This window comes from Mycobacterium sp. NAZ190054 (genome assembly GCF_001545925.1).
GTDB lineage: Bacteria > Actinomycetota > Actinomycetes > Mycobacteriales > Mycobacteriaceae > Mycobacterium.
Genome location: NZ_LMVQ01000423.1, coordinates 1 through 26444, shown reverse-complemented (window position 1 = coordinate 26444; position 26444 = coordinate 1). Strand labels below are relative to the sequence as shown.

Annotated in this window: 27 protein-coding genes and 1 tRNA gene; 15 read left to right on the top strand and 13 right to left on the bottom strand. The window is 67.9% G+C overall.

What is annotated here, in order from left to right:
• The 3 genes from ASJ79_RS33420 to ASJ79_RS23300 all read left to right on the top strand — a co-directional run.
• Positions 1-557: mammalian cell entry protein (locus ASJ79_RS33420; RefSeq protein WP_067960516.1), on the top strand; the 557-nt coding region annotated here is incomplete at its 5' end.
• On the top strand, positions 557-1051 hold the full coding sequence (locus ASJ79_RS23305; RefSeq protein WP_067960513.1) for a nuclear transport factor 2 family protein: 495 nt from the start codon (positions 557-559) through the stop codon (positions 1049-1051). The genes ASJ79_RS33420 and ASJ79_RS23305, both read left to right, overlap by 1 nt.
• 7 nt (positions 1052-1058) lie before the next feature.
• Complete coding sequence (locus ASJ79_RS23300) at positions 1059-2084, top strand: NAD-dependent epimerase/dehydratase family protein (protein ID WP_067960509.1); 1026 nt, start codon at positions 1059-1061, stop codon at positions 2082-2084.
• Positions 2085-2111: 27 nt separating this feature from the next.
• Here the strand turns inward: ASJ79_RS23300 and ASJ79_RS23295 are convergent, their stop codons facing one another.
• Together ASJ79_RS23295 and ASJ79_RS33415 are read right to left on the bottom strand one after the other, a co-directional pair.
• Positions 2112-3590 carry a trehalose-6-phosphate synthase gene (locus tag ASJ79_RS23295; protein ID WP_067960507.1) on the bottom strand — a complete coding sequence of 493 codons (1479 nt, stop codon included), beginning with the start codon at positions 3588-3590 and terminating at the stop codon, positions 2112-2114.
• On the bottom strand, positions 3590-3754 hold the full coding sequence (locus ASJ79_RS33415) for a hypothetical protein (protein ID WP_014817721.1): 165 nt from the start codon (positions 3752-3754) through the stop codon (positions 3590-3592). The genes ASJ79_RS23295 and ASJ79_RS33415 overlap by 1 nt, the downstream gene beginning before the upstream one ends.
• 71 nt (positions 3755-3825) lie before the next feature.
• On the opposite strand from ASJ79_RS33415, the gene ASJ79_RS23290 reads away from it, so the two are divergent.
• Complete coding sequence (locus tag ASJ79_RS23290; RefSeq protein ID WP_067960505.1) at positions 3826-4731, top strand: enoyl-CoA hydratase; 906 nt, start codon at positions 3826-3828, stop codon at positions 4729-4731.
• Between the two features lie 59 nt (positions 4732-4790).
• Positions 4791-5645 carry an SDR family oxidoreductase gene (locus tag ASJ79_RS23285; RefSeq protein WP_067960502.1) on the top strand — a complete coding sequence of 285 codons (855 nt, stop codon included), beginning with the start codon at positions 4791-4793 and terminating at the stop codon, positions 5643-5645.
• Positions 5646-5718: 73 nt separating this feature from the next.
• Here ASJ79_RS23285 and ASJ79_RS23280 read toward each other — a convergent pair whose 3' ends face one another.
• From ASJ79_RS23280 to ASJ79_RS23255, 6 genes are all read right to left on the bottom strand, one after another.
• Entirely contained in the window at positions 5719-6738 is a 1020-nt protein-coding gene (locus ASJ79_RS23280; protein WP_369803749.1) for an NAD(P)-dependent oxidoreductase, read from the bottom strand.
• The gene (locus tag ASJ79_RS23275) at positions 6678-7151 is read right to left on the bottom strand and encodes a (2Fe-2S)-binding protein (protein WP_067960495.1); all 474 of its coding nucleotides are present in this window, start codon (positions 7149-7151) and stop codon (positions 6678-6680) included. The genes ASJ79_RS23280 and ASJ79_RS23275 overlap by 61 nt, the downstream gene beginning before the upstream one ends.
• Positions 7144-8046 carry a xanthine dehydrogenase family protein subunit M gene (locus tag ASJ79_RS23270; protein ID WP_067960491.1) on the bottom strand — a complete coding sequence of 301 codons (903 nt, stop codon included), beginning with the start codon at positions 8044-8046 and terminating at the stop codon, positions 7144-7146. Before ASJ79_RS23270 ends, ASJ79_RS23275 begins: the two co-directional genes overlap by 8 nt.
• Positions 8043-8744 (bottom strand): SRPBCC family protein, encoded by a 702-nt coding sequence (locus tag ASJ79_RS23265; RefSeq protein WP_067960488.1) that lies wholly within the window; start codon positions 8742-8744, stop codon positions 8043-8045. The genes ASJ79_RS23270 and ASJ79_RS23265 overlap by 4 nt, the downstream gene beginning before the upstream one ends.
• Before the next feature lie 2 nt (positions 8745-8746).
• Complete coding sequence (locus ASJ79_RS23260; protein ID WP_067960485.1) at positions 8747-11110, bottom strand: xanthine dehydrogenase family protein molybdopterin-binding subunit; 2364 nt, start codon at positions 11108-11110, stop codon at positions 8747-8749.
• 73 nt (positions 11111-11183) lie between these two features.
• Positions 11184-12305, bottom strand: a complete 1122-nt coding sequence (locus ASJ79_RS23255) for an XdhC family protein (RefSeq protein WP_067960482.1) — start codon at positions 12303-12305, stop codon at positions 11184-11186.
• A 28-nt stretch (positions 12306-12333) separates the two neighbouring features.
• Here ASJ79_RS23255 and ASJ79_RS23250 point away from each other — a divergent pair, with 28 nt between their 5' ends.
• A complete protein-coding gene (locus ASJ79_RS23250) occupies positions 12334-12999 on the top strand; it encodes a M15 family metallopeptidase (RefSeq protein WP_067960479.1) in 666 nt (221 codons plus the stop codon).
• Positions 13000-13024: 25 nt separating this feature from the next.
• Here the strand turns inward: ASJ79_RS23250 and ASJ79_RS23245 are convergent, their stop codons facing one another.
• The 3 genes from ASJ79_RS23245 to treS form a co-directional block, all read right to left on the bottom strand.
• On the bottom strand, positions 13025-15169 hold the full coding sequence (locus ASJ79_RS23245; RefSeq protein WP_067960477.1) for a DUF4185 domain-containing protein: 2145 nt from the start codon (positions 15167-15169) through the stop codon (positions 13025-13027).
• A gap of 178 nt (positions 15170-15347) precedes the next feature.
• The gene (locus ASJ79_RS23240; protein ID WP_067960474.1) at positions 15348-15704 is read right to left on the bottom strand and encodes a hypothetical protein; all 357 of its coding nucleotides are present in this window, start codon (positions 15702-15704) and stop codon (positions 15348-15350) included.
• Between the two features lie 28 nt (positions 15705-15732).
• Complete coding sequence (gene treS / locus ASJ79_RS23235) at positions 15733-17985, bottom strand: maltose alpha-D-glucosyltransferase (RefSeq protein WP_067960471.1); 2253 nt, start codon at positions 17983-17985, stop codon at positions 15733-15735.
• A gap of 216 nt (positions 17986-18201) precedes the next feature.
• On the opposite strand from treS, the gene ASJ79_RS23230 reads away from it, so the two are divergent.
• Positions 18202-18277: transfer RNA gene (locus ASJ79_RS23230), tRNA-Thr, on the top strand.
• A 33-nt stretch (positions 18278-18310) separates the two neighbouring features.
• Positions 18311-18718: an HNH endonuclease gene (locus ASJ79_RS23225; RefSeq protein WP_067960468.1), complete on the top strand. Its 408-nt coding sequence runs from the start codon at positions 18311-18313 to the stop codon at positions 18716-18718.
• A gap of 38 nt (positions 18719-18756) precedes the next feature.
• Here ASJ79_RS23225 and ASJ79_RS23220 read toward each other — a convergent pair whose 3' ends face one another.
• Positions 18757-19491 (bottom strand): hypothetical protein, encoded by a 735-nt coding sequence (locus ASJ79_RS23220; RefSeq protein WP_067960465.1) that lies wholly within the window; start codon positions 19489-19491, stop codon positions 18757-18759.
• A gap of 95 nt (positions 19492-19586) precedes the next feature.
• Between ASJ79_RS23220 and ASJ79_RS23215 the strand changes: the two genes are divergently transcribed.
• Both ASJ79_RS23215 and ASJ79_RS23210 read left to right on the top strand, forming a co-directional pair.
• A complete protein-coding gene (locus ASJ79_RS23215; RefSeq protein WP_067960462.1) occupies positions 19587-20303 on the top strand; it encodes a response regulator transcription factor in 717 nt (238 codons plus the stop codon).
• A 109-nt stretch (positions 20304-20412) separates the two neighbouring features.
• Positions 20413-21900 (top strand): sensor histidine kinase, encoded by a 1488-nt coding sequence (locus ASJ79_RS23210; protein WP_369803751.1) that lies wholly within the window; start codon positions 20413-20415, stop codon positions 21898-21900.
• On the opposite strand, the gene ASJ79_RS23205 is transcribed toward ASJ79_RS23210, so the two are convergent.
• A complete protein-coding gene (locus ASJ79_RS23205) occupies positions 21883-22287 on the bottom strand; it encodes an HIT family protein (RefSeq protein ID WP_067960522.1) in 405 nt (134 codons plus the stop codon). The genes ASJ79_RS23210 and ASJ79_RS23205 overlap by 18 nt on opposite strands.
• Before the next feature lie 119 nt (positions 22288-22406).
• On the opposite strand from ASJ79_RS23205, the gene ASJ79_RS23200 reads away from it, so the two are divergent.
• The 5 genes from ASJ79_RS23200 to ASJ79_RS23180 form a co-directional block, all read left to right on the top strand.
• Positions 22407-23078, top strand: coding sequence for a GntR family transcriptional regulator (locus tag ASJ79_RS23200; protein ID WP_231750992.1), 672 nt, complete (start codon positions 22407-22409; stop codon positions 23076-23078).
• A gap of 132 nt (positions 23079-23210) precedes the next feature.
• Entirely contained in the window at positions 23211-24242 is a 1032-nt protein-coding gene (locus ASJ79_RS23195; RefSeq protein ID WP_067960455.1) for an ABC transporter substrate-binding protein, read from the top strand.
• Entirely contained in the window at positions 24232-25029 is a 798-nt protein-coding gene (locus tag ASJ79_RS23190; RefSeq protein ID WP_067960451.1) for an ABC transporter ATP-binding protein, read from the top strand. The genes ASJ79_RS23195 and ASJ79_RS23190 overlap by 11 nt, the downstream gene beginning before the upstream one ends.
• Positions 25022-25861: an ABC transporter permease gene (locus tag ASJ79_RS23185; protein ID WP_067960448.1), complete on the top strand. Its 840-nt coding sequence runs from the start codon at positions 25022-25024 to the stop codon at positions 25859-25861. Before ASJ79_RS23190 ends, ASJ79_RS23185 begins: the two co-directional genes overlap by 8 nt.
• A gap of 27 nt (positions 25862-25888) precedes the next feature.
• On the top strand, positions 25889-26444 hold a 556-nt coding region (locus ASJ79_RS23180; protein ID WP_156448596.1), incomplete at its 3' end, for an AMP-binding protein.

Here is a 26444-nt window from a genome sequence, read left to right as displayed (position 1 = left end):
TGCGGTCCGCGCGGCCGGTCGGTCCTCCGCCGCGGCGGCGCCCGCACCGGCGGCTGGTCGCGATCCTGTCGATCCCGACCGCGTTCGCCGCCGTGGCCGCGCTCGTCGTCGCGGTGGTGGTGATGGTGAACCAGCAACGCACGATCGAGGCCGAACAGGATCGCGAGCGCCGGTTCGTCGACACCGCCGCGCAGTCGGTGGTCAACATGTTCAGCTACACCCAGAACACCATCGACGAGAGCGTGGACAGGTTCGTCGACGGCACCAGCGGCCCGCTGCGCGCGATGATGACGCAGGAGGGCAACGTCGAGAACCTCAAGCTGCTCTTCCGGGACACCAACGCCAGCTCGGAGGCGGTGGTCAACGGCGCGGCGCTGGAGAAGATCGATGAGATCGCCCAGAACGCGGCGGTTCTCGTCTCGGTGCGGGTCACCGTGACAGACCTCGACGGGAACAACGCGCCGTCGGAGCCCTACCGGATGCGGGTCATCGTCCACGAGGACGACAACGGCCACATGACGGCCTACGACCTCAAATACCCTGACGGGGGCAACTGATGCGCGATTGGCCCGCCAAGCTCATCGGTGCGCTCGGGGTGATGCTGGCCACCGGTTTCGTGGCGCTGTCCGCCGTCGGCGGATGGCTGTACTGGAACCGGGTGGAACTCAACGGCGAGGAGCAGGCCCGCGCCGAACTGCCTCCGCTGGCCGCAGAGCAGATTCCGCGGGTGTTCGGCTTCGACTACCAGACGGTGGAACGCAGCTTCGCCGAGGTCTACCCGATGTTGACACCGGAGTACCGCAGGGAGTTCGAAGACCGCGTCACCAACGAGATCATCCCGCAGGCGCGTGATCGTCAGCTCATCAGCCAGGCGCATTCCGTGGGTGCGGGAATCCTTGACGCACAGCGCACCTCGGCGTCGGTGATGGTCTACATGAACCGCACCGTGACCGACAAGGCCCAGGAATCGGTCTACGACGGCAGCCGGCTGCGGGTCGACTACAAGAAGGTCGACGGTCGATGGCTGATCGCGTACATCACCCCGATCTGAGGTCGCTGTGCACATCGCGGTAACCGGGGGCATCGGCTATCTCGGCGCCCACACCGTGCGGGCGCTGCTGGCGGCGCAGCACAGGGTTCGGCTGCTGGTCCTGCCGCAGGAACAGGACGCCCCGGTCATCCGCAGTCTGAGGGCACTGGGGGAGGTGTCGGTGATCGTCGGCGACGTCCGGGCCGAGCCGACCGTCACCGAGCTGCTGACCGGGGTGGACGCGCTCGTGCACGCCGCCGGCGTGGTCGGAACCGACGAACGCCGTGCGCAGTTGATGTGGGACATCAACGCCCATGCGACCGAACGGATCCTGACGCGGGCCGTCGACCTGGGGCTGGACCCGGTGGTGTCGGTGAGCAGCTACAGCGCGCTGTTCCCGCCACCGGACGGCGTCATCTCGGCGGACTCGCCGACGTCCGACGGCCGCAGTACCTACGCCAAGACCAAGGGCTTCGCCGACCGGGCGGCCCGCCGCCTGCAGGCGGCCGGTGCTCCCGTCGTGGTGACCTACCCGTCCAGCGTCGTCGGCGCGGCGTTCAACACCGCCGCGGGAGTCACCGAGCGGGGATGGGCGCCCATCGTGCGCGCCCGGGTGGCCCCGAGGGTTCGCGCGGGCATGCAGATGATCGACGTCCGCGACGTCGCCGAGGTGCACACCCGCCTGATGCGTCCCGGCCGCGGACCGCGCCGCTACGTCTGCGGTGGTGTGATGCTGACCTTCGACGAGATGATCGACGCGCTGGAGGAGGGACTCGGCCGGCCGGTACGCCGTGTTCCGTTGTCGCCGAAGGTGCTTCTGGCGGTCGGCCGGCTCTCTGACGCGGTCGGCCGATACGTCCCGCTGGGCGATGGGCTCAGCTACGAGGCCGCGTTGCTGCTCACCTCGGCCACCCCGACCGACGACCGTGCCACCACCGAGGATCTCGGCTTGAGTTGGCGCCCGCCGCGACAGGCCATCGTCGAATCGTTCTCTGCTGCCGCCCGGCTGCCGGGTGGTGACGGCGTCGCCCATCTGGGCGATCCCGCGCCGTAGCGCACGGTGCCGCCGTCGACGAAGACGTCACTGCTGGGGGAGCCGCTCCTTCGACGCGAGAGCGTCGAGGAACGCCCGGGCCCACCGGTCGACGTCGTGGGCCAGGACCTGCCTGCGCAGCGCCCGCATCCGGCGCCGGCCCTCCTCGGGGGCCTGGTTCAGCGCAGCCTCGATCGCGTCCTTGACCCCCTCGAGGTGATGCGGGTTGGTCAGATAGGCCTGGCGCAATTCGGCCGCGGCCCCGGTGAACTCACTGAGCACCAGCGCGCCGCCGAGGTCGCTGCGGCAGGCGACGTACTCCTTGGCGACAAGGTTCATCCCGTCGCGCAACGGGGTGACCAGCATGACGTCGGCGGCGACGAAGAATGCGACGAGGTCCTCGCGTGGGATAGGGCGGTGCAGATAGTGCAGCACCGGATGGCCGACCTCACCGAACTCGCCGTTGACGTGGCCGACCTGGCGTTCGATGTCCTCCCGCATGGCGACGTAGCTCTCCACACGCTCACGGCTCGGCGTGGCGAGCTGGACCAGCACGGTGTCCTCGCGGTTGATCCGGCCCTCTTCCAGCAGTTCGGAGAACGCGCGCAGACGTACGTCGATGCCCTTGGTGTAGTCGAGCCGGTCGACGCCGAGCAGGATCTTGCGTGGGTTGCCGAGTTCGGCGCGCAGTTCCTTGGCGCGCTGCCGGGTGGCGCGGCTGCGCGCCTGTTGGTCGAGTTCGGCGGAGTCGATGGAGATCGGGAACGCGCCGACCTTGACGGTGCGGAACCCGAAGTGCACCTCACCGAACCGCGAGCGCACACCGACGGTGGCCCGCGAGGTGGTGGCGCCGACCAGCCGGCGGGCCAGGATCAGGAAGTTCTGTGCGCCTCCGGGCAGGTGGAACCCGACCAGGTCGGCGCCGAGCAGGCCCTCGGTGATCTCGGTGCGCCAGGGCATCTGCATGAACAGTTCGACCGGCGGGAACGGGATGTGCAGGAAGAAGCCGATGGTCAGATCCGGGCGCAGCATGCGCAGCATCTTCGGCACCAGCTGCAGCTGGTAGTCCTGCACCCACACGGTGGCGTTCTGTGCCGCGGTGCGCGCCGTGGCCTCGGCGAAACGCCGGTTCACCTCGACATAGCGGTCCCACCACACCCGGTGGTAGATCGGCTTGACGATGACGTCGTGGTACAGCGGCCACAGGGTGGCGTTGGAAAAGCCCTCGTAGTACTCGGCGACGTCCTCGGCGCTGAGCCGGACCGGGACCAGCGTCATGCCGTCCTGTTCGATCGGCTCGGTCGACGCGTCGGGGTCGTCGGCGTCCTCCGGGACGCCCGGCCACCCGATCCAGGCGCCGTGGCGGCGCCGCAGCAGCGGTTCGAGCGCGGTCACCAGACCGCCCGGACTGCGCTTCCACTCGGTGGTGCCATCAGGGTGTCGCACCATGTCGATCGGCAGCCGATTGGCCACCACGACGAAGTCCGCATCTCCGGAGCGGGCCTCGGGACCGCTCTCGGGGGGCATCAGGCGTCGAGCTTTGCCGGCCCGATACCGAGCATCGACAGGAACACCCGGCACTCGTCGGCATCGGTGGCGTATGCGGCCACCACACGGCGCGCCTGGCGCTCGGTGCTGTCGGCGATCGGTTCGACGTCGCCGATCTCGGCGGGATCAGATTTCGCAGGCATGGATCAACTTTAGCCAACCGCCGGGTGTGTGCCCGGGGTGCTGTTCTCGGGCGTGACACTTCCACCGTAATGTGCAACGCGTGGCGAACGCTGAGCAGGTGACATACGAGACCCTCGACGAGGGCCGCATCGCGCGGATCTGGCTGGACCGCCCCGAGGCGCAGAACGCGCAGTCCCGCACGCTTCTGGTGCAGCTGGACGAGGCGTTCGGGCAGGCCGAGGCCGACGACCGGGTGCGGGTGGTCATCCTGGCAGCACGCGGGAAGAACTTCTCGGCCGGGCACGACCTCGGTTCGGAGGAGGCGCTCGCCGAGCGTTCGCCCGGCCCCGACCAGCACCCGACGTTCACGTGCAACGGGGCGACCCGGGACGCGGTGGGCGAGCGGACGTATCTGCAGGAGTGGCACTACTTCTTCAGCAACACCAGCCGGTGGCGCGATCTGCGCAAGATCACCATCGCCCAGGTGCAGGGCAACGCCATCTCGGCGGGGCTGATGCTCATCTGGGCGTGCGACCTGATCGTCGCGTCCGACGACGCGAAGTTCAGCGACGTCGTCGCGGTGCGGATGGGGATGCCGGGTGTCGAGTACTACGCCCACCCGTGGGAGTTCGGTCCCCGCAAGGCCAAGGAGTTGTTGCTCACCGGTGACGCGATCGACGCCGACGAGGCCTACCGGCTCGGCATGGTGTCGAAGGTGTTTCCCCGCGCCGAGCTCGAGGACAAGACGCTGGAGTTCGCGCGCCGGATCGCCGAGCGGCCCACGATGGCCGCGCTGCTGGTGAAGGATTCGGTGAATGCGGCCAGCGACGCGATGGGTTTCGCCGAGGCGCTGCGGCACGCGTTCCACATCCACGAACTCGGCCACGCGCACTGGGCGGCCCACAACGAGAACCGCTTTCCGGTCGGTCTTCCGCCGGACGTGCCGGACTGGCGCACACTGGGCGCGCCAAAGCTCTCCCGCCGAGACGAGCCGTGACGTATAACTGGAACCTGTTCTAGTTAGCCGAGCTTCCCTATTCCCGCGGAGGGTGTCCCATGCTGCTGTCACTGTCGGAGCGCACGTACCTGATCACCGGCGGTGGCAGTGGAATCGGCAAAGGGGTCGCGGCAGCCGTGGTCGCCTCGGGTGGTAACGCGATGCTGGCCGGCCGCAACGCCGACAAGCTGGCGAGCGCGGCGCAGGAGATCCGGGAGATCACCGCGCAGGCCGGTGCCGGCGCGGGACAGGTGAACTACGAGCCGGCCGACGTGACCGACGAGGACGAGGCGGCCCGGCTGGTCGCGGCGACGACCGCGTGGCACGGGCGTCTGGACGGCGTCGTGCACAGCGCGGGCGGTTCGGAGACCATCGGCCCGCTCACCCAGATCGATTCCGCGGCATGGCGGAACACCGTCGACCTGAACGTCAACGGCACCATGTACGTGCTCAAGCACAGCGCTCGGGAGATGGTCCGCGGTGGTGGGGGAGCGTTCGTCGGCATCTCGTCGATCGCGTCGAGCAACACCCACCGCTGGTTCGGTGCCTACGGGCCGAGCAAGGCCGCGCTGGATCATCTGATGATGGTCGCCGCCGACGAGCTCGGACCTTCTTCGGTGCGGGTCAACGGCATCCGGCCGGGCCTCACCCGCACCGACATGGTCGCTCCGATCATGGAGTCGCCGGCGATCAGCGAGGACTACCGCGCCTGCACACCGCTGCCCCGGGTCGGTGAGGTCGAGGACGTCGCCAACCTGGCGGTGTTCCTGCTCAGCGACGCGGCCAGTTTCATCACCGGGCAGATCATCAACGTCGACGGTGGTCACGGACTGCGGCGCGGCCCCGACCTGTCCAGCATGCTCGAGCCGCTCTTCGGTGCCGACGGCCTGCGCGGCGTCGTCGCCACCCCCTAGCCGCCGAAATTGCATTCCGGCAGCTCCTCACTCGGATTCTCGCTGCTGGAATGCCATTTCGGCGGGCGGGGGATCAGCTCCCGGGTTTCGGGCCGCCGGCCTCCCACTCGGCCAACGCGCCGAGCGCGGACCAGTCCAGGTCGCGGCCGCCGCCGGCGAGCAGGGTCAGGAACCGGTCGCGGATCAGGCTCGCGACGGGCAGCGGCACCTCCAGCTGTTCACCGGCGGCCAGCACCAACCGGGCGTCCTTGAGCCCGAGGTGCGCGGCGAACCCGGCCGGTTCGAACTCCTGCCGGGCCAGCAGCCCGCCGTAGGTCTTGTACGCCGGCGCGGCGAACAGCGTGGACGTGAGCAGGTCCAGGTACTCCTCTTTGTCGACGCCCGCCTTGCTCACCAACGCGATCGCCTCACCGAGCGACTCGATGACCGACGCGATCAGGAAGTTGCCCGACAGCTTCACCAGGTTGGCCACCTTCGGGTCCCCGGACACGGCGAACGACTGCTGGCCGATCGCGTCGAACACCGGCTGCAGCGACTGCACCGCGTCTTCGGGACCGGCGGCGACGACGAACAGCTTGGCCGCCGCGGCGGCTTCGGGCCTGCCGAACACCGGTGCGGACACGAAGACCTGCCCGGCGTCGGCATGCGCGGCGGTCAGTCGTTCGGCCAGCGCGATGCTGATGGTGCTCGAGGACATGTGGGTGGCGCCTGCGGGCAGCGCCGCGAGGATGCCGTCCGCTCCGAAGGTGACCGCCTCGGTGGCGGTGTCGTCGGCGAGCATCGTGATCACGAGGTCGGCGTCGCACGCCGCGGCGACCGTCGGCGCCGGCGTCGCACCCCGCTCGGCGAGCGCCGCGACCCTGTCGGGGGATCTGTTGTACGCGATGACCTCGTGCCCGGCCGCCAACAGGTTGGCGGCCATCCCCGCGCCCATGTTGCCGAGGCCGATGAACCCGATTCTCATTGGCCGAAATTGTATTCCAGCAGGCAAAGAGCGAGTGCAGGCCTGCCGGAATGCAATTTCGGCGGATGTCAGCCGGTGGCTTCGGCTGCGCGCTTCACCGCGTTGACGATGCCCTGATAACCGGTGCACCGGCAGAAGTTGCCGGACAGGCCCTCGCGGATCTCCTCGTCGGTAGGGGTGGGGTTGTCCCGGAGCAGTGCGGTGATGCTGGTGATGAATCCCGGTGTGCAGAAGCCGCATTGCAGGCCGTGGCAGTCCCGCATCGCGGCCTGCACCGGCGACAGCGCACCGTCCTCGCCGGCGATGCCCTCGACCGTGGTGACCTCCTGGCCGTCGACCTGCACGGCGAAGACCAGACACGACCGCACCGCCTGGCCGTCGAGCAGCACGGTGCACGCTCCGCAGGCGCCGTGTTCACAGCCCAGGTGCGTACCGGTCAGCCCGCACTTCTCCCGCAGGTAGTCGGCGAGCGTGAGACGCGGCTCGACGGTCCCGGCGTGACGGCGGCCGTTGACCGAGACCTCGACGGGATGTTCATGCATTGACGGCCTCCCTCGTTTCACGAGCCGCAGTGGTTGCCTGCGACCACGCCCGCGCGACCATCGTGGCGCCGACCTTGGTGCGGTACGCCGCGGTGCCCTGCAGGTCTGCGGGAACGTCGCGGAGTGCGGACACGGCCAGCCGGCCGAACTCCTCGGCGCCGATGTCGGCGACGGGCCGACCGACGACGGCCTCTTCGGCCGGGGTGCCCCGTTCCGGGGTGGAGCCCAGGCCGAGCAGCCCGACTCCGCAGCGCGTCACCGTGTCCCGGTCGTCGAGCTCGACGGCCACCGTCGCACCGGCGATCGCGAAATCGCCGTGGCGGCGCGCGAATTCCTGCACGGCGAAACCGCACCGCCCCGACCACACCGGGAAGGCGACGGCGGTCAGGAGCTCGTCGGAGGCCAGCGCGGTCTCCCACAGCCCGGTGAAGAACTCGGCGGCCGGGATCCGGCGCGTTCCACGCGCCGACGTCGCCTCGATCTCGGCGTCCAGTGTTAGCGCGACCGCGGCGTACTCGGCGGCCGGATCGGCGTGTGCGATGGCGCCGCCGAGCGTGCCGCGGGTGCGGATCTGGAAGTGGCCGATGTGCGGGGTGGACAGCGTCAAGAGCGGAACCGATTCGGCGACTTCGTCATCCATGCCGACCAGTGCGTGTGGAGTGCCCGCACCGATCCACACGGTGTTCTCCGGACCCTCCCGCAGTTCGATGTTGCGCAGTTCGTCGATCCGCGAGATGTCGATCAGGTTCTCGAAGTGCGTCAGTCGCATCGCGAGCATAGGCACCAGACTCTGCCCGCCCGCGAGGATCTTCGCGTCGTCACCGAGTTCGCTGAGCAGCGCTACCGCATCGGCGACCGTGTCGGGGCGGTGATAGGCGAAAGGTGCCGCTTTCATGACGCCAGCAGCCGGGCCAGCGCGGCCTGCAGATCGTCGGCGAGCACCGTGGCCGGCGCCTTGCGCCTCCGCCGCCCGAGCAGGAAGCCGACGGCGCCCGCGGCCGCTGCGGCTGCGAAGACCGGCCCGAACCGCTTGGCCATCGGTACCGCGACCACCTTGAGCAGATCGACCGAGTCGCCGCTGTCCGGTGTGGCGGTGACCGAAGCCGCCGTCGCCGAACCGTTCTGGCTCGCCTTGGGCGCCGGGGCCGCCCCGCCGGTCAGCTCTGCCTCCAGGCTGCGGGCGAACTGGGCGATCAGGTTCCCGGACACGTCGGCCAGTACGCCGCGGCCGAACTGGGCGGCCTTGCCCGAGATCGCGAGGTCCGTGGTGATGCCCACGTAGGTGGACTCGCCCTCGTCCTTGAGCTGCGCGGTGACGGTCGCCGCCGCCGTGCCGTTGCCCCGGGTCTCCTTGCCCTCGGCGCGCAGCACGATTCGCCGTGCCGCCGCATCCTTCTCCTGGTAGGACGCAACTCCCTTGTAGGACACGGTGATCGGGCCGACCTTGACCTTGACCGCACCGTGGAAGGTGTCACCGTCGACGGACAGCAGCGTGGCGCCGGGAAGGCAGGGGGCGACGCGCTCGACGTCGGTGAAGACGTCCCAGACCTTCGCGGGCGGGACCGCGACCCGGAATTCGTTGTTCAGTTCCACCGTCAGTGGTCCTTTCCTGCTTGTCCTGCTTGCTCGATGAGCTCGACGATCGTGGCCGGGGTGGCGGGCAGCTGGGTCAGGGTGACGCCGAGGGAAGCCAGGGCGTCGTTGATCGCGTTGATCACCGCGGGCGGCGAGCCGATCGCTCCGCCTTCACCGGCGCCCTTGTATCCGCCCACACCGGGTCCGGGGATCTCGACGTGGCCGAACTCGATTGGGGGGACCTCGGTCGCCGTGGGCAGTAGGTAGTCGACGAACGTCGACGCCACCGGGTTGCCAGCGTCGTCGTAGGCCAGCTTCTCCAGCAGCGCCCCGCCGATACCCTGGACGGTGCCGCCGGCGACCTGACCTTCGACCACGTTCGGGTTGATCATCGGACCGACGTCCTCGCTGACGATGTAGCGGGTCAGCGTCACGTGGCCGGTCTCGATGTCCACCTCGCAGGTGCAGACGTGAGTTGCGTTGGCCCAGTGGATCATCGCCTGGGAGTTGAACCGCGCGGTTGCCTCCAGGGTCGGCGGGACACCGCCGAGCTGGGCGGGGTCGTAGTACGAGCGGTAGGCGATGTCGGCGAAGCTGACGTTCGTGCCGGGGTCGTTGCGCACGCCGGCCCTGGAGTCCGTGAGCTCGATGGCGGAATCCTCGACACCGAGCATCTGCGCCGCGATCGCGACGATCTGTTTGCGCAGTATCGCGCAGGCCTCGTTGACCGCGCCGGCGGTCATCGGCCCGCTGCGGCTGCCCTGGGTGCCCGCGCCGTACGGAGTGACCGCGGTGTCACCCTGGATCGTGGCGACGTCTTCGATGTTGGCGCCCAACGCATCCGCGGTCAGCTGCACCACCGTGGTCTCGATGCTGTTGCCGGCCGACCCGCCGTTGACATAGACGTTGATCTTGCCCGTGGACTCCATCCGCACCGTCGCGCCCTCGGTGGCGAGGTGACCGGTCGCCGCGCCGGTGGGCTCGATGTAGGCGGAGAAGCCGAGCCCGATGTAGCGTCCCTCGGCCAGCGCGTCGGCCTGCTCCTTGCGGAAACCCTCGTGATCGAGAATCTTGACGGCCTGCTCGAACGTGTCGGCCGGCGCGCAGTTGTCGTAGGGCATGCCGTTGGGATTGAAGAACGGCATCTCGTCGCCGCGCAGGATGTTGATCCGGCGCAGCTCGACCGGATCCATGCCCATCTTGCGTGCCGCGCAGTCGAGAAGTATCTCCCGCGCGAGGGTTTCGTACTGCCAGGGACCGCGGTAGGCGTGCAGGCCGGGGGTGTTGGAGAACACCGTCTTGTAGTTGAAGCTGGCCTTGGGCACCCGGTAGGGGCCCGGGAAGAACATGCCGATCGCCGCGGTGGTCAGCACCGGATACGGCGTCGGGTAGGAACCGACGTCCTGGATGAAGTCGATGTCGGCGGCCAGGATCTTGCCGTCGGCGTCGAACGCCATCCGGACCTTGCCGTCGACGTGACGGGACTGCCCGGCCGACATCAGGTTCTCGCGGCGGTCCTCGATCCACTTCAGCGCCGAGGGCACCTTGCGGGCGGCCAGCAGGATGCACATGTCCTCGCGCATCGGGACGACCTTCTGGCCGAACGCACCGCCGGTGTCGCGCATGATGACCCGCACCCCCTGGGACGGGATGCCGAGCAGCCGGGCGGCGAACGCGCGCAACTCGTGCGGTGTCTGCGTCGACGCCCACACCGTGAGTTCGTCGGTCGCCGAGGTCCACTCCACGACCATGCCGCGGGTCTCCATCGGCACCGGCACGTACATCTGCTGATAGATGTGTTCCTCGACGACGTGAGGCGCACCGGCGAAGAGTTCCTCGTCGGGTGGCATGCCGCCCATTCCGCCGGCCACGTTGTCGGGATAGGCCTCGTGCACCACCGGGACGCCGGCGTCGGCGCCGCCGACGGCGTTGCGGAAATCGGCCACGGCGGGCAGCGGGGTGTAGTCGACCTCGACGAGGTCGACGGCGTCCTCGGCGACATAGCGGCTGTCGGCGACGACGAGAGCGACCGGATCCCCGACGAATTTCACCTCGCCGTCGGCCAGTGGCGGCCGTGGGGTGTCCGGAACGTCCTTGCCGGCGACCGCGTGCCAGGCCTCCCGGACGTCGGGGTTCAGATCGGCGGCGGTGAACACGGCGTGCACACCCGGTAGCGCCAGCGCGGCGGACGTGTCGATGCCGTTGACGGTGGCGCGGGCGAACGGGCTGCGCACGAAGCAGGCGTGCAGCATGCCCGGCCGGTGGATGTCGTCGACGAACCGGCCGTGACCGGTGAGAAGACGGCTGTCCTCGACGCGGGGCAGGCGCTGTCCGGCATAGCGCGTGGTGACGGCGTCGACAGCGGTGGCGGCGGTGTCAGTCACGGTGGATCACACTCCTCGGGCTGTGAAGAGTGACGTTATCGCATTCGAGAGCGACATTTCCATACCATCTGTCTCACGACTCGTGATGGATGCGTCCCTGAGTTGTCGTGAGGGGCCGGCCGCCGCCGCCCCAGCGTCGGGCGATGATCTCGGCGGCGATCGAGACCGCCGTCTCCTCGGGTGTGCGGGCGCCGAGGTCCAGCCCGATCGGGCTGGCCAGCCGCGCCAGCTCCGTGTCGGTCAGACCCGCCTCGCGCAACCGGCGCAACCGGTCGTCGTGGGTGCGGCGCGATCCCATCACGCCGATGTAGCCGACGCTGGGAAGGCGCAGCGCGACGTCGAGCACGGGCACGTCGAACTTCGGGTCGTGGGTCAGGACGCAGATCGCGGTGCGTGAGTCGATCGCACCCTGGTCGGCCTGTGCGCGCAGATACCGGTCCGGCCAGTCCACCACCACCTCCTCGGCGGCGGGAAACCGCGCGGGCGTCGCGAACACCGGCCTGGCGTCGCACACCGTCACCCGGTAACCCAGGAACGACGCCTGGGTGGCCAGCGCGGACGCGAAGTCGATGGCGCCGAACACCAGCATCCGCGGGCGGGGAGCATGACTGGAGACGAACACCTCCATGCCCGTCTCCTGGCGCTGACCGTCCGCGCCGTAGGCCAGCGCCGCGGAGCGTCCCGCCAGCAGCAGGCCGCGCGCGTCGTCGGCCACCGCGTCGTCGACGCGTGTGGAGCCCAGTGATCCGTGCCGGGAATCACGCCCCACGACCATCCGCAGCCCGATGCGCTGCGGGTCGGGGTGGGCGATCACGGTGGCAACGGCGACCGGGCGGTGCGCGGCGATGTCGTCGGCGACCTGCTGCAGTTGCGGGAAGGTCCGCCGCGACACCGGTTCGGTGAAGATGTCGATGGTGCCGCCGCAGGTCAGACCGACCGAGAACGCGTCGTCGTCGCTGATCCCGTACCGCTGCAGCTGAGGCGTCCCGCTGGCCACCACGTCGTTGGCGGTGTCGTAGACGGCGGCTTCCACGCAGCCGCCGGACACCGATCCCGCCACGGAGCCGTCGGGGGAGACCACCATCGCCGCGCCTGGCGGCCGGGGCGCGGACCGGATTGTGCGCACCACCGTGGCCAGGCCGGCCGTCCCACCGGACTGCCACACCGCCAGCAACTCGCCGAGCACGTCGCGCACGAGCGCAGTGTATGCCTACCCTGACCGGATGACCGTTGTCGCCCTGCGCTGCTTGATCATTGGCGCCCTCGCCGCCGTGGCCGCGGTCGGACCGTCCGCGACCGGTGCGGCGTCACCCGTGCCGCCGGTCTCCGACGCCGCCCGCGCCGCCGGACTCGTCGACGTGCGCAGCGTGGTCCCCGACGCGGTCATCGACCTGCGGTACGCCACACCGGACAATTTCGTCGGCGTCCCGCTGTATCCGGCCGGAGCGCGGTGCATGGTGCACGAGTCCTTGGCGCCGGGGCTTGCGGTCGCGGCGGACCTGTTGCGGTCGGGCGGCGAGCGACTGGTGTTCTGGGACTGCTACCGGCCACACGCGGTGCAGGTCCGCATGTTCGAGACCGTGCCGAACCCGGCCTGGGTCGCCCGGCCCGGGCCGTACGCGCGCAGCCACGTCGCGGGCCGCTCGGTGGACGTGACACTGGCCGGCGCCGACGGGTTGGTCGACATGGGCACCGATTTCGACGACTTCTCGCCGCGCAGTCTCGCCTACGCCGGCGACGGTGTCAGTGCGGCGGTGCGGGCCAACCGGGCCCGGTTGCGCGACGCGATGGTCGCCGGCGGGTTCACCGTCTACGAGGGCGAGTGGTGGCACTTCGACGGACCCGGCGCGGAAGTGGAACGTCCGATTCTCGATGTGCCGGTCGATTAGGTTCGGCGACTGACGAATTCGCCGATCAGAGCTTCGTCAGGTCGGTGCGCATCAGCATGATGTTGTAGTCCGACCACAGCGACAGGTTCCAGTACAGTTCCGATCCGGTGCCCTGGGTCGACGGCGACCACGGGTGCAGCATCGGCGCGTAGATCCCGCCGCTCTGCTGGGCCATCAACACCGTCGCATCCGACCAGCCGCTCTCAGGGGTGTCCGAGGTGCGCATCACGATGTTGTTGAACTGGTCGCCGTAGAGCACGACGTACTTCTGCAGATACTCGTTGTACTGCACCGACATCTCGCTGACGGTGTAGCCGGGCTTGGTGAACCCGCACGCGCCGCCCGTCTTGCCGATCACCGCGGACGCCGAGGACGGGCTGCCCTTGACCCACCTGGCCTCCGAGCCGCCGAACCAGCCCGTCGACGCGGCCTTGTAGTACTCGTACTGGGACACGTTGAGGATGTCCTCGGGCGCGACGCGGGCGACGTAGGCCGCCCCCTGGCGGCCGTTCGGCGTGCCGTAGACGTAGACGTAGCCGTCGTTGCCCTTGACGAACGCCGACTGCTGGAAGTTGCGGTTCCCGCTCAAAAACGAGTTGTACCGGACACTTTCGGGTGCAATCGTGAAGTTCTCGCCGTTGTCGGTCGAGTACGCGATCGCCGAGTAGTTGGTGGTCCAGCGGCCGGCCTGACCCCACCTCGACACCGACATGAAGCTGACGTACTGGATGGTGCCGAACGGGGTCTCGTCGGTGACCTCCGTGGGCAGCGAGACACCGGCGGTGGGGATCAGCGTCACCGAATTCGGGAGCCACGACGGGCGATTGATGATCGGTCGGGCTTCCCTGGGACCCGACAGCGGAGCCCCGCCGAACATGTTGCCGTTGTACCACTCGCCGTTCGGGATGGTCATGCCGTCGGACAGGTCGGTGTCGGAGCTGCGGAACAGCGTGTTGTAGATCCACCGGCCGGTCATGCCCTCGGCGCCGAAGGTGTCTCCGACCGCGATCAGGATCTGGTGTTCGTTGAACGGTGTGGACGGGTCGTCGACCATGCCGTTGTCCCACATGACGCCGACGTCGGTGCCGTGGACGCCGAACCGGGCCAGAGTGTTGGCCAGTCTCGGGTCGTTGAGGTAGACGTTCTTGCCGGTGACCCAGCTGATGAATCGCGTGGATTCGCTGACCTGCGGGTTGAGCCACGGGGAATACGACGGGATCAGCGCAGCGGTGGTTGCGTCGTCGGTGAGCGCCAGGCTGGTCGGTGTCACCGCAGCGCCGCGCGGCGCGCTGGTGGTGCTGCGCGCGGCGAACAGATTGTCGAGTTCGCGGCGCGCGAAGGACAGCAGCGCCCACAGGAACGGCGGCTGCGGGGCGTCACCGGGCTGGGCGGCGGCCTTCTGCCGGGCCCAGTCCAACATGCTGGTGACCACGTTGACCACCGCGGTGATCAGGTTCGGCTTCTTCGCGGCGGCCGCCTCATCCTGCTGGGTGGTGAGCAGCGCGGCGACCTTCGGGGACAGGGCTTTCGGGCTCGCCTCGGCCAGCTCGGCCGCGGAGGCGAAGACGGCAATCTTCTTCGCCTGCTTCGGCGGTACGGCCGGGTCGTCGGTCGTGTCGTCGGTCGCAGCCGGGACCGGCTTCTCGACGGGCTGCTCGGTGGCTTCCGGCTCGGTGGCTTCCGGCTCGGAGCCGGCCTCGGCCTGCCTGTCCGTCTTGCCGGCCGTCTCGGTCACCGCAGGCGTCGTGCCGGTGCCCGCGTCCTGACCGTCGTCCGGTTCGGGTTCGGTGTCAGCGTCGTCGACGGGCTCGGTGTCCGGGTCGGCGTCGTCGACGGGCTCGGTGTCGAGTTCGTCCTCCGGCTCGACCTCGTCCTCGGGCTCGACCTCGTCCTCCGGCTCGACCTCGTCCTCGTCCTCGGGATCGTCCTCGGCCTCGGGCTCGGGCTCGGCGTCGGATTCGGCCGCGGTTTCGCCGGTCTCCTGTGGCGCGTCGCCGCTGTCGGTCGACCCCGCCCGGTCGGCGTCCGGAGTTGCCGGGCTCGACGAACTCGACGTGGACGAATCGGAGTCGTCGGCCCAGGCCACGCCCTGGCCTGTGAAGACCGCCGATCCGACGCCCAGCGCTACGGCGAGACCGCCCACCCGACCGACATACGCTGCGGAACCCATGAAACCCCTTCGACAGAGCCGTGATCGTGCCTCGTTTGTGGCGACCATTGAATCGCAGCACCGAGAGACCAGCGAGCAAAAGCTTATATCGCCAGAGATTTCGTTTCGTTACCGTGACCTCCGGTTTTCCCGGGTGAATCGGCGCTACGGCGTCGATAGGCAAACGTGACCCGATGCGTCAGTCCAGGTTCTCCAGCGCCTTTTCGTACAGGCTGACAGCCTCGGCAATTCCGTCGCCGAGCCAGGCGTCCGCGACGCCGACCTGGTCGGCGACGAGCTGTACCCGGGTGAGCCACAACTCGAAATCATGGTCGCGGCGAAGGTCGTCGATCTGGCCCTTGGAACCGCGGATCAGGATGAACCCACCGAGTTCGATGCTTTGCGGTTTGAGGACGACCCGGTCGAAGCTCTCGATCCGGCTTTGCTCCCTCAGCCCGGACAGATAGCTCTCGGTCTCGATCAGCAGATCCAGCGCATGGTGTTCGCGTCCACGCGTCGGTACACCCCATGCAACCCACAGTCCGGCTTCGGCCATGCCCCGACGCTACTGGACGGCCGGCCCGTCAGCTGTCGTCGCCGTCGTCGTCCTTGGCGGGAGCCTCCACCAGAAGCGACAAACCCTGATGCGCGGCCAGCTCGACCCCGAAACTGTGCAGATCGTCGACGGTTGCCAGGGGCTTGCCGGAGAACATGTCCGACACCTCGCTGCCCGGCGGCAGCTGCAGGGAGCGCACCGTGCCCGCGACGTGCTCGTTGGCGAAGTTCAGCACCGTCAGCTGGTACTGGCCCACGCCGTCGAGCTGATGCACCAGCACCAGCATGCCGCGGTGCGAGACCTCCGGGATGTCGATCTGGCGGCTGGTGGCGATTCCGTAGTGGGACCGCACCTTCAGGATGGCCTGCAGCTGGCGCAGGAAACTGGTGTCGTCGGCCAGCTGGTCCGGGATGGAACCGTAAAGGCTTCGTCCCCTTGGCATTCCGGCAGGTGACTGGGTTGCATTCGGGTTGACACCCATCAGATCGTGCGCGGCCCGGTGGATCCAGCGGGTGTCCCCGCCGCGTAACAGCTCGGAGATCTCAGACGGTGGCAGCGTGAGCATGCCGCACACGTCCCACCCCGACAGCGCGAACACCCCCGGCTGCAACGCGTTGAACATCGCCAGCAGTAGGTGGGCCCGCCGGATGTGGTCGATCTGTTCGTGGTCGACGATGTCGTCCAGATCGGCGATGCCGAGGACGGCGGCGATGACCGTCGCGGTGGTGCACGCGATGCCGTTCGTGGTGAAAACCAGGTTGTACGGGGCGTTGTCGCCGGTGAGCTTCTCGGTGAGGTCGCAGCGGACGGTCTCACCGAGCGCCTCGCCGGTGATCTCCTCGCCCTTGTAGGTGTACACGTCGTCGCGGTGCCCGGTCGACCAGTGCACCAGCTCGTAGGTGAGCTCGTCGTGGTTCTGCAGCGCGTGCACCAGGGACGCGGGGTCGACTCCGAGCTCCAGGGTGGTGCGCAGCGTCAGCCGCAGGAACTCGGTGTCGGCGGTGGCCAGCGCGTGGTGGGCCGCCGGCCGGGTGATGAAGTCGTACGACAGGTCAGCGCCGGCCTCGCCGATCTGACGGATGTCGTCGATGGTGAGGTTGAGCTCCTGGAAGGTGAAGCCGCCGACCTTACGCACCATGCTCGCGATCAGGTGGTTGGCCGCCTCCGACAGCGGGTGGCCCTCCGACCACGCGGCGCTGTCCTCGGCTGTGGTCTTCTCCGCGCCGAGAAAACCATTGGCGTCCAAGCGGAGTCCGCCGGTGCCCAGGTCGGTCAGCGAGTGCAGCGCATCGCCGATCACCAACCGCATCCCGGCGAACGACGGATCCAGCCAGTTGATGGAGGGCTGGCCGTCCTTGAAGTAGTGCAGGTACACCCAGCGCCGCTCCACGCCGTCGATGCCGACCACCGGGCGCGTGACGCTCCAGTTCGTCTCCTTGATGCCCTCGGCGTAGAAGATCACCCGCTGCAACCGGCCGATGATGTAACCGGCCTTGTCCAGCCATTCCTCGGTCGCCGGGTCGATGTTGACCGAATCGGCGCCGGGTGGCACGTCGGGCAGATGTTCCCAGTCCCTCGGATCCACCTCGACCATGTGGTAGATGCCGGGGTAGTCGGCGTACTTCATCTCGGCGAGCCGGAAGTCGGCCCCCTTGCCGGTGTGGCCGGGCACGATGTCGTCGATGATGGTGCCGCCGTACCAGTTCGCGGTGCCGCACATCTGGCGGAACTCGTCCTCGGTGCCGAACGCCGGGTCGATCTCGGTGCTGATGCGGTCGAAGTGGCCGTCCACGCTGGGGGTCAGCTCCCAGCCGGAGATGCCGCCGGCGCGTTTGACCGGGCCGGTGTGCACCGCCTCGATCCCGATCTCCGCGAACGCCTTCCACATGTCCACGTCGGCCATCGCCTTCAGGAACGATTCATTGGACCGGGTGATCAGCGACAGCGGGTAGGCGGTGAACCACACCGAGGCGGTCTCGACGGCGCCGCGCGGACTCGGGTTGGCGTACGGGTTCTGCCACATCGAACCCTGCCCCGAGAACTGCTGGCTGATCTCGTTGGCGTCCGCCAGCATCGACTGGCTGATCAGCCACGACACGTACGCGGGGTTGTCGCCCGTCGGCGAGCCGTCGCGGGCGAGCGAGCGCCGTGTGAACGGCGCCCGGACACGCGGACGGAACCGCAACGACCGCGGTCGGGCGGGGTGCAGGTGTTCCTCGAAGTTGAGCTCGGGCGACTCGTTACCCTGGTCTTCGGGGTCCGACTCCACGGCTTGGGACAAGATTCCGCCTTCGCAGGATTGGTTTCGTAGCGAACGCTACCGAGTATTGCCGTGTGCGGGCCATGTTGAAACTGGGTGGCGAAAGCTCGCAAATGTAAAGGGTCTCGGCAGCACCATGGATGGCCTGCAACAGTCGACTCGGTCGCAAGGTCCGACCGGCGCCGCAGCGTTGATCACTTCCGTCGTAGAATCATCACGGCTCACCGAGCCGATCCGGCCGCGTTAGCTCAGTTGGTAGAGCGTCGCTCTTGTAAAGCGGATGTCGAGAGTTCGAGTCTCTCACGCGGCTCCATAATTTGTCGGTCCCGCGGTTTAGCGTTCGATTGTGTCGGCGATCTGCGTGGGATGCGGAGTCGGTATTCGAGGCCGCCAGCGGAGGGTGTACTGCACCAATGCATGCCAACAGGCACATCGGCGGCGGTTGCTGTTAGAGACCTGGCTTGCGACCGGAGTGTGCGGCCGCACGTCGTACCAGGGTCATTACGTTCGGGATTATCTCTACGAGCAACAGGGCAGGCGGTGTGCCATTTGCGCCATCTCAGACAGCTGGAATGGCCAGACCTTGGGGTTGATCCTGGACCATATCGATGGGGACCCGAGCAATGATCGGCGGGAGAATCTGCGACTGATCTGTCCCAATTGCGACAGTCAGCTGCCGACATACAAGGCGAGGAATCGGGGTAGCGGTCGCTACTACCGGCGCCAGCGGTACATGGACGGCCTGTCCTACTGACCCGCTGTCCCCGTCATAGTGCGCGAGTTCGATCCGGCTCACTCCTCGACGTCGACAATCCGCTGTGACGTCACCGGACGGGAGGTGGGACGGATGCGGGGACGCCTTCCCGGCAGCGGGATGCGGTCGGCGATGTTACTCAGCGGGTTGACCACCTGGCTGAGCACGATGACGGCCTCACGCAGCGCCTCGATGGTCGGCTCGAGCGCCTCCAGGCCGGGGGCGAGCCGGTTGAGGGTGTCGGCGACGGCGGCGAGCTGCTCGAGCGGGCCGTTGCGAGCAGTCAGTGTGTCGACGACGCCGCCCTCGGCGAACAAGCGGTCGGCGACGCCGTCCTCGGCCAGCAGCCGCTCGACGAGCCCTTCCTCGGCCAGCAGTTGATCGACCAGTCCGCCCGGTTCGATGGCCCGCATCAGCCCGCTGTTCTCCTGGGTCAGCCGGTCCAGCACCCCGCCAGGGGCGGTGAGCCGGTCCACCACGCCCCCGGGCCGCAGCAGCCGGTCGACCGGGCCGTCCGGCGCAAGCGCCCGGCCCAGCGGCTGGTCCTCGTCCATCAGACGCGCCAACCGGTTCGCGCGTTCCACCGCATCCTGGACGCCCAACATCGACGCGAACGACGTCGGCTCCCGCCGGACACCGTCCTTGGAGTCGCCGAGCGTGCGGTGCGCGATATCCAGCGCACCGCCGGCCATGCCGAGACCGGCTTCGGCGACGGCCAGTCCGGCTCGCACCGGCGCGAACGCGAGATCCGCCATGGATCTGCCGAGGTTCATCCGCTCAGTCTATGGACTGCGCAAGAGCAACTCACAGGAAGTGCACAGCCGACGCGCAGTATCCTTCCAAGCGAAGCGATGCACAGTTGAGGGCTATGGCCATGCCGGTATCGGAGAACATTCCCGAAGCTCGCGTCCTCGTGGTCGACGACGAGGCCAACATCGTCGAACTGCTCTCGGTGAGCCTGAAGTTTCAAGGTTTCGAGGTTCACACCGCCTCCAACGGTCCCGCCGCGCTGGACAAGGCGCGCGAAGTGCGCCCGGACGCGATCATCCTCGACGTCATGATGCCCGGGATGGACGGTTTCGGGCTGCTGCGCCGGCTGCGGGCCGACGGGATCGAGGCGCCCGCGCTGTTCCTGACCGCGCGCGACTCGTTGCAGGACAAGATCGCGGGTCTGACCCTGGGCGGCGACGACTATGTGACCAAGCCCTTCAGCCTCGAAGAGGTGGTGGCCCGGCTGCGGGTGATCCTGCGCCGGTCCGGACGGGGCAATGAGGAGACCCGCACGTCGCGGCTCACGTTCGCCGACATCGAGCTCGACGAGGACACCCACGAGGTGTGGAAGGCCGGCGAGCCGGTGTCGCTGTCGCCGACCGAGTTCACGCTGCTGCGCTACTTCATCATCAACGCGGGCACTGTGCTGTCGAAGCCGAAGATTCTCGACCACGTGTGGCGCTATGACTTCGGCGGCGACGTCAACGTCGTCGAGTCCTACGTGTCGTATCTGCGCCGCAAGGTCGACACCGGCGACAAACGGCTGCTGCACACCCTGAGGGGTGTCGGTTATGTCCTTCGTGAACCGCGATGAGCGCTCGCGCGAAGAGCCGTGGGCTGGAGATGAGCGCTCGCGCGAAGAGCCGTGGGCTGGAGATGAGCGCTCGCGCGAAGAGCCGTGGGCTGGAGCTCGCGGTCCGACCCTGAACAATGGTGGGGTGCCGGGTCGGTTGAGGCGGGGCATCCCGCTTCGCGTAGGACTTGTCGCCGCCACGCTGTTGCTGGTGGCGTGCGGTCTGCTGGCCTCCGGCATCGCGGTCACGACGATCATGCAGCACAGTTTGATGAACCGCGTCGACGACACCCTGCTCGACGCGTCCCGCGGCTGGGCGCAGGTGCCGCGCCGGGTTCCGACCGTCACCGTCGACGACCCCAACCCGGCACGACCGCCGTCGGACTTCTTCGTCCGCGGCATCGACCCGGACGGCCACATCTGGATGGCGGTCAACGACCGCCAGCACGAACCCGTACTGCCGGCGGACAACGACGTCGGACCCGAACCCGTCACCGTCGGCTCCATCGACCGCTCGGACGTGCAATGGCGTGCGATGACGGTGCGCGGCCTGCGCGGTGAGCTCACCACGGTGGCCATCGACCTGTCCGACGTGAAGTCCACCATGCGCTCACTGGTGTACACCCAGCTCGGCATCGGGGCCGCGGTGCTGCTGGTGCTCGGCATCGCCGGATACGCCGTCGTGCACCGCAGCCTGCGACCGCTGTCGGAGGTCGAGCAGACCGCCGCCGCGATCGCCTCCGGCCAGCTGGACCGCCGCGTGCCCGAGCGCGACCCGCGGACCGAAGTCGGCCGATTGTCGTTGGCGCTCAACGGCATGCTCGCCCAGATCCAGCACGCGATGGCCTCCTCGGAGTCCTCGGCCGAGCAGGCGCGCAGCTCCGAGGACAGGATGCGCCGGTTCATCACCGACGCCAGCCACGAGCTGCGCACCCCGTTGACGACGATCCGCGGCTTCGCCGAGCTGTACCGGCAGGGCGCCGCCCGCGACGTGGAGATGCTGATGAGCCGCATCGAGAGCGAGTCGCGCCGCATGGGTCTGCTCGTCGAGGACCTGCTGCTGCTGGCTCGCCTCGACGCGCAGCGGCCACTGGACCGGCATCGGGTCGACCTGCTCGCTCTGGCCACCGACGCCGTGCACGACGCCCAGTCGATCGCCCCGGCCCGCAGCATCCGGATGGAGGTGCTCGACGGACCGGGCACGCCTGAGGTGCTCGGCGACGAGCCGCGCCTGCGGCAGGTGCTGTCCAACCTGGTCGCCAACGCGCTGCAGCACACCCCCGACTCAGCGGCCGTCACCGTGCGGGTGGGCACGGACTCCGACGAGGCGGTGCTGGAGGTCTGTGACGAGGGGCCCGGCATGCGCCCGGAGGACGCGCAGCGGGTCTTCGAGCGGTTCTACCGGGCGGACTCGTCGCGGGCACGCGCCAGCGGCGGCACCGGTCTGGGCCTGTCGATCGTCGACTCGCTGGTCTACGCGCACGGCGGTCGGGTCAGCGTGACCACCGCACCCGGTCACGGCTGCCGGTTCCGGGTGACGCTGCCGCGGATCGGCGAGACCAGCGCCGACGCCGGCACCGATCCCGCGGTGCCGGCGGGCTCAGCGCAGATCGGCTAACGCGGCCTTGATCTTGGCCTGTGCCTCGTCGAGCGACTCAGGCGACGGGTTCTGGTCGACGTTGGCGAAGCCGAAGTCCGACAGGTGGCGGGCGGGGAAGACGTGCACGTGCAGGTGCGGCACCTCCAGCCCGGCGATGATGACACCGGAGCGCTCGGTGTCGAACGCCTTGCAGACCGCCCGGCCGATCAGCTGGGAGACCTCCATGACGCGGCCGAACACCGCGGGCTCGACGTCCTGCCAGTTGTCGATCTCGGCGCGCGGCACCACCAGGGTGTGCCCCTGCGTCATCGGCTGGATCGTCAGGAACGCCACGATGTCGTCGTCCTCGTAGACGAATCGCCCGGGCAGTTCGCGGTTGATGATCTTGGTGAAGACGGTCGCCATGCCGTCGAGCATTCCAGTTCGTCGTCCATATCAGAACCGTCGGGTGTCCGTAGCCGCGCGGCGTGGGGACATCTGAGATCTGCTATACCATTTCGTGGGCCGTCTCGGCGGTAGTTCTGGTGGTCGACGCGGGAGGGGACGGTCAGATGGGGCAGCCGGAACCTGATCGCCGCGTGCCGGTGTACACGTCGAAGACCGACGTGGTCTGCACGCTGATGCGTGAGATGATCGTCAGCGGCGAGGTGGGGCCGGGCCAACAGCTCAAACAGCGGGATCTGGCTGCGCGATTCGGAGTGAGTCAGACACCGATCCGCGAGGCGCTACGCCGGCTCGAGGCCGAAGGCCTGGTGGTCAACGACATCAATCGTGGCGCGACGGTGGCGCTGTCTCGGCGCACTGCGGCCGAAGACCACGGCCAGGTCCGTGCCTCCCTTGAGTCTCTGGCGGCACGCCTTGCCGCACAACAGATTACCGCCGAGGAGGTCGACGAACTTCGGTCGATGAACGCCATCATGGCGGTCATGAACGAGAACCATCCGGGTTATGCCGCCGCGAATCAGCGATTCCACTTCAAAATCTGTGAGTACGCGCGGACTCCCATCCTGATGTCGCTGATGCGCATGATGTGGCAGTCCATTCTGCTCGGGCCGATGAGCACGCGTGCCCATCGTGAATCCTGGTTGCAGCACGAGCGTCTCATCGATGCGCTGGCCGCCCACGACGGGCAGCTGGCCGCGCGCATCGTCTACGAGCACGTGCTCGGCCATCCGCCGGAGGGCGACTTCTTCTAGAACCGGATTGCCCTCGCATACCGGCCTGGCCGCAACCATTCTCGCCGTTCCGGATGCTACATCCTGCGCCTAAAAGTATCATTTGGTACATAATCGAGAGTATTCCAAAAATCAGCCGGAAGAGAGTTTGCGATGACACGGTGGCCCAGGCTCGGCGCGATGGTGTGTGTGGCGGCAACGGCGCTGTCGCTCACCGCGTGCGGATCGGACAGCGAGACCGCCGAGACCGGCGAGAAGCAGGTCCGGGTCCTGATTCCGGCGGAATCCCCGATCGAGTACCCGCATCGTGTAGCGCAGGCCCAGGGCTTCTTCGAACAGGAGGGTCTGGCGACCACCTACGCGTATGCCGGGGGCAGTGCGGAGGTGCTACAGCAGCTCGTTGCGGGGCAAGGCGATATCGGCGTGAGTTGCGCCAGCGCCATCGTCGCGTCCTTCACAGAGGGCTTCACCCAAGTCCGTCCGATCTTTACCACGGTTTACGGCTCCATCTTCGGCATCGCCGTGCCCGAGGGCAGTCCGATCACCGACCCGACACAGCTGGCAGGCAAGACGATTGGTATCTCGGATCCCGCCGGCGGTGAGGTCCCGATCGTGCGCGGTGTGCTACGTGCCGCCGGTGTGAGCGAGGACGACGTCGAACTGCTGGCCATCGGCGAAGGCACCGCCGTCGCTCTGCGCGCGATCCAGCGCAACGAAGTCGACGCGATCGGCGGGTCCTTCTCCGATTTCGTCGGGCTCCAGGTTCAGGGTCAGAATTTGACGATGCTGGGTGACCGTAGTCTGGATGAATTGCCCGCGTGCGCGGTGCTGGCGACCGACGACTACATCGCCGCGAACCCGGAGACGGTGCAGGGCTTCCTGCGGGCCAGTGCCAAGGGTGTTCTGTGGGGCCAGCAGAATCCCGCCGAGATGCTCGAGATCCTCCGTGAGGCTTCCCCGGAAGGCTTTGCCGGGCAACTTGGTTCGGACATGGTTGATCTGTATCTCCCACTCATGGCGCCTCGCCAGAACGAACCTATCGGGGCGATCTCCTCGGACTCCTATGCTGCCTACTTCGATTTCATCGGCGCCGAGGCTCCGGCCAACCTCGACGAACTTGTCGACAACCAATTCGTCGATGCCGCGAATGATTTCGACAAGGCAGAGGTGACGGGTGGCAACTGAAGCCGCTGCGCTTCCCCGCTCCCGCCGGGGAGGCATCACGGTTGACCGCGTCACCAAGGAGTTCGCCTCGGCTTCGGGACCGGTCACCGCGATCTCCGACGTGTCAATGGAGATCCAGCCTGGGCAGGTGACCGTTCTCATCGGACCGAGCGGTTGCGGCAAAAGCACCCTGCTGAACATGTTCGCCGGTCTCGATCAGCCCACCAGCGGCATCATCGAGGTCAACGGCGGTGACGTGGACCGCGGCACGGTCGGCATGATGTTCCAGAAGTCGTCACTTCTGCAGTGGCGCACGGTCGAGCAGAACGTGATGCTGCCGGCGGAACTGCTCGGACTGGATCGAGCGCATGCCAAGGCCAGGACGGCCGAGCTTCTTGAACTCGTCGGTCTGGGGCGCTGGTCGCGAAGTTATCCCTCCGAACTCTCGGGCGGTATGCAACAGCGCGTGGCGTTGGCCCGCGTCCTGCTCACCGAGCCGGACATCATCCTGCTGGACGAACCGTTCGGAGCGCTCGACGAGATGACCCGCGAGGGCCTCGACATCGAGATGTGCCGGATCATTGAGGGATCGTCGACGACGATGGTCATGGTCACTCACAGCATCTACGAGGCTGTGCTCGTCGCCGACACTGTTGTGGTCCTCTCGGCTCATCCCGGCCGGATCGCCGGCATCGTGTCCGTTCCGCTGGCGCGCCCCCGCTCGATCGAGATGTCGGCATCGGATTTGTTCGCGGAAACGATCGCCGAGGTCCGGCAGCTGCTGCGCACAGGAGGCTCGCATGACTGACGTCGATGTCGCAGTCGAGGTCAGGAACGTCCAGAACCCGGCAGGCACAAACTGGTTCAAGTCGAAGGTGGGACTGCGTGCCGCGTCTGTCTCGCTCGGCGTCCTGATGCTGGTGATCTGGGACCTCGTCGTGCGCAGCGGCACGGTGGACGAGATCATCCTGCCCTACCCGCACCGCGTCGCCGTCGCGTTGTTCGCGGAACTCCAGAAGCCGACATTCTGGGAGCACTTCGGTGTCACCACCGTCGAGACGCTCAGTGGATTCGTCGTAGGCTCGCTGATCGGTTTCGTCCTCGGTGCGGCCCTGGGGATGTCGGGCTGGGTCAGGTCGGTCGTGTTCCCCTACGTCGTCGCCTTCCAGGGACTGCCGAAGGTGGTGCTCGCGCCGATCTTCGTCACAGCACTGGGTTTCGGTATGGCATCCAAGATCGCCATGGCCGTCGCACTGGCCTTCTTCCCGGTACTCCTGAACACGATGGTCGGCATCCTCGCTGTCGACCGCGACCAGGCCCGCCTGTTGCAGATGTACCGGGCCACGCCGTGGCAGACGTTCAGGAAGCTGACGCTGCCTGCTGCCGCACCGATGATCTCGGCGGGCCTCAAAGCCAGTCTGACGTTCGCCCTCATCGGAGCCATCGTCGGCGAATTCGTCGGAGCATCAGAGGGCTTGGGTTATCTGCTCAATACGTACGCGTACCAGCTGAAGATCCCCGAGGTATGGGCCGTGATGACGGTACTTGCGGTGCTCGGCGTGGTCTTGTACTGGTTGATCGAGCTCGCTGACCGCAAGATCGTCTTTTGGACAGGTGAGAGGGACATTCCGGCCGCATAGCAGTGGGCTTCGCTCTAGCCTGGCGAGATGCTGGGATTGATGCAGGACCGGCCGCTGATGATCTCGTCGCTGATCGAGCATGCGGCCACTTTCCACGGTGACACCGAGGTGGTGTCGCGGCTGCCGGAGGGCCCGGTGCGGCGCACCACGTGGCGCGGCATCAACGAACGTTCCAAACAGGTCGCCAACGCGCTGGCGGAGCTCGGCATCGAACCGGGCGACCGGGTCGCGACGCTGGCCTGGAACAGCGACCGCCACCTCGCGCTGTACTTCGGGGTGTCGGGATCGGGCGCGGTGATGCACACGGTGAACCCGCGCCTGTTCGCCGAGCAGATCGTCTACATCGTCAACCATGCCGAGGACCGGGCGCTGTTCTTCGACGTCACCTTCGCGCCGCTGATCGGACAACTCGCCGCCGAACTCACCACTGTCGAAACCTATGTGGCGATGACCGACCGCGACCACATGCCCGACGTCCCCGGAATACCCGCCGAGCGGCTGCTGTGCTGGGACGACCTCGTCGGTCGGCAGTCCACCCATTACCCGTGGCCGGAGTTCGACGAACGCACCGCCTCGTCGCTGT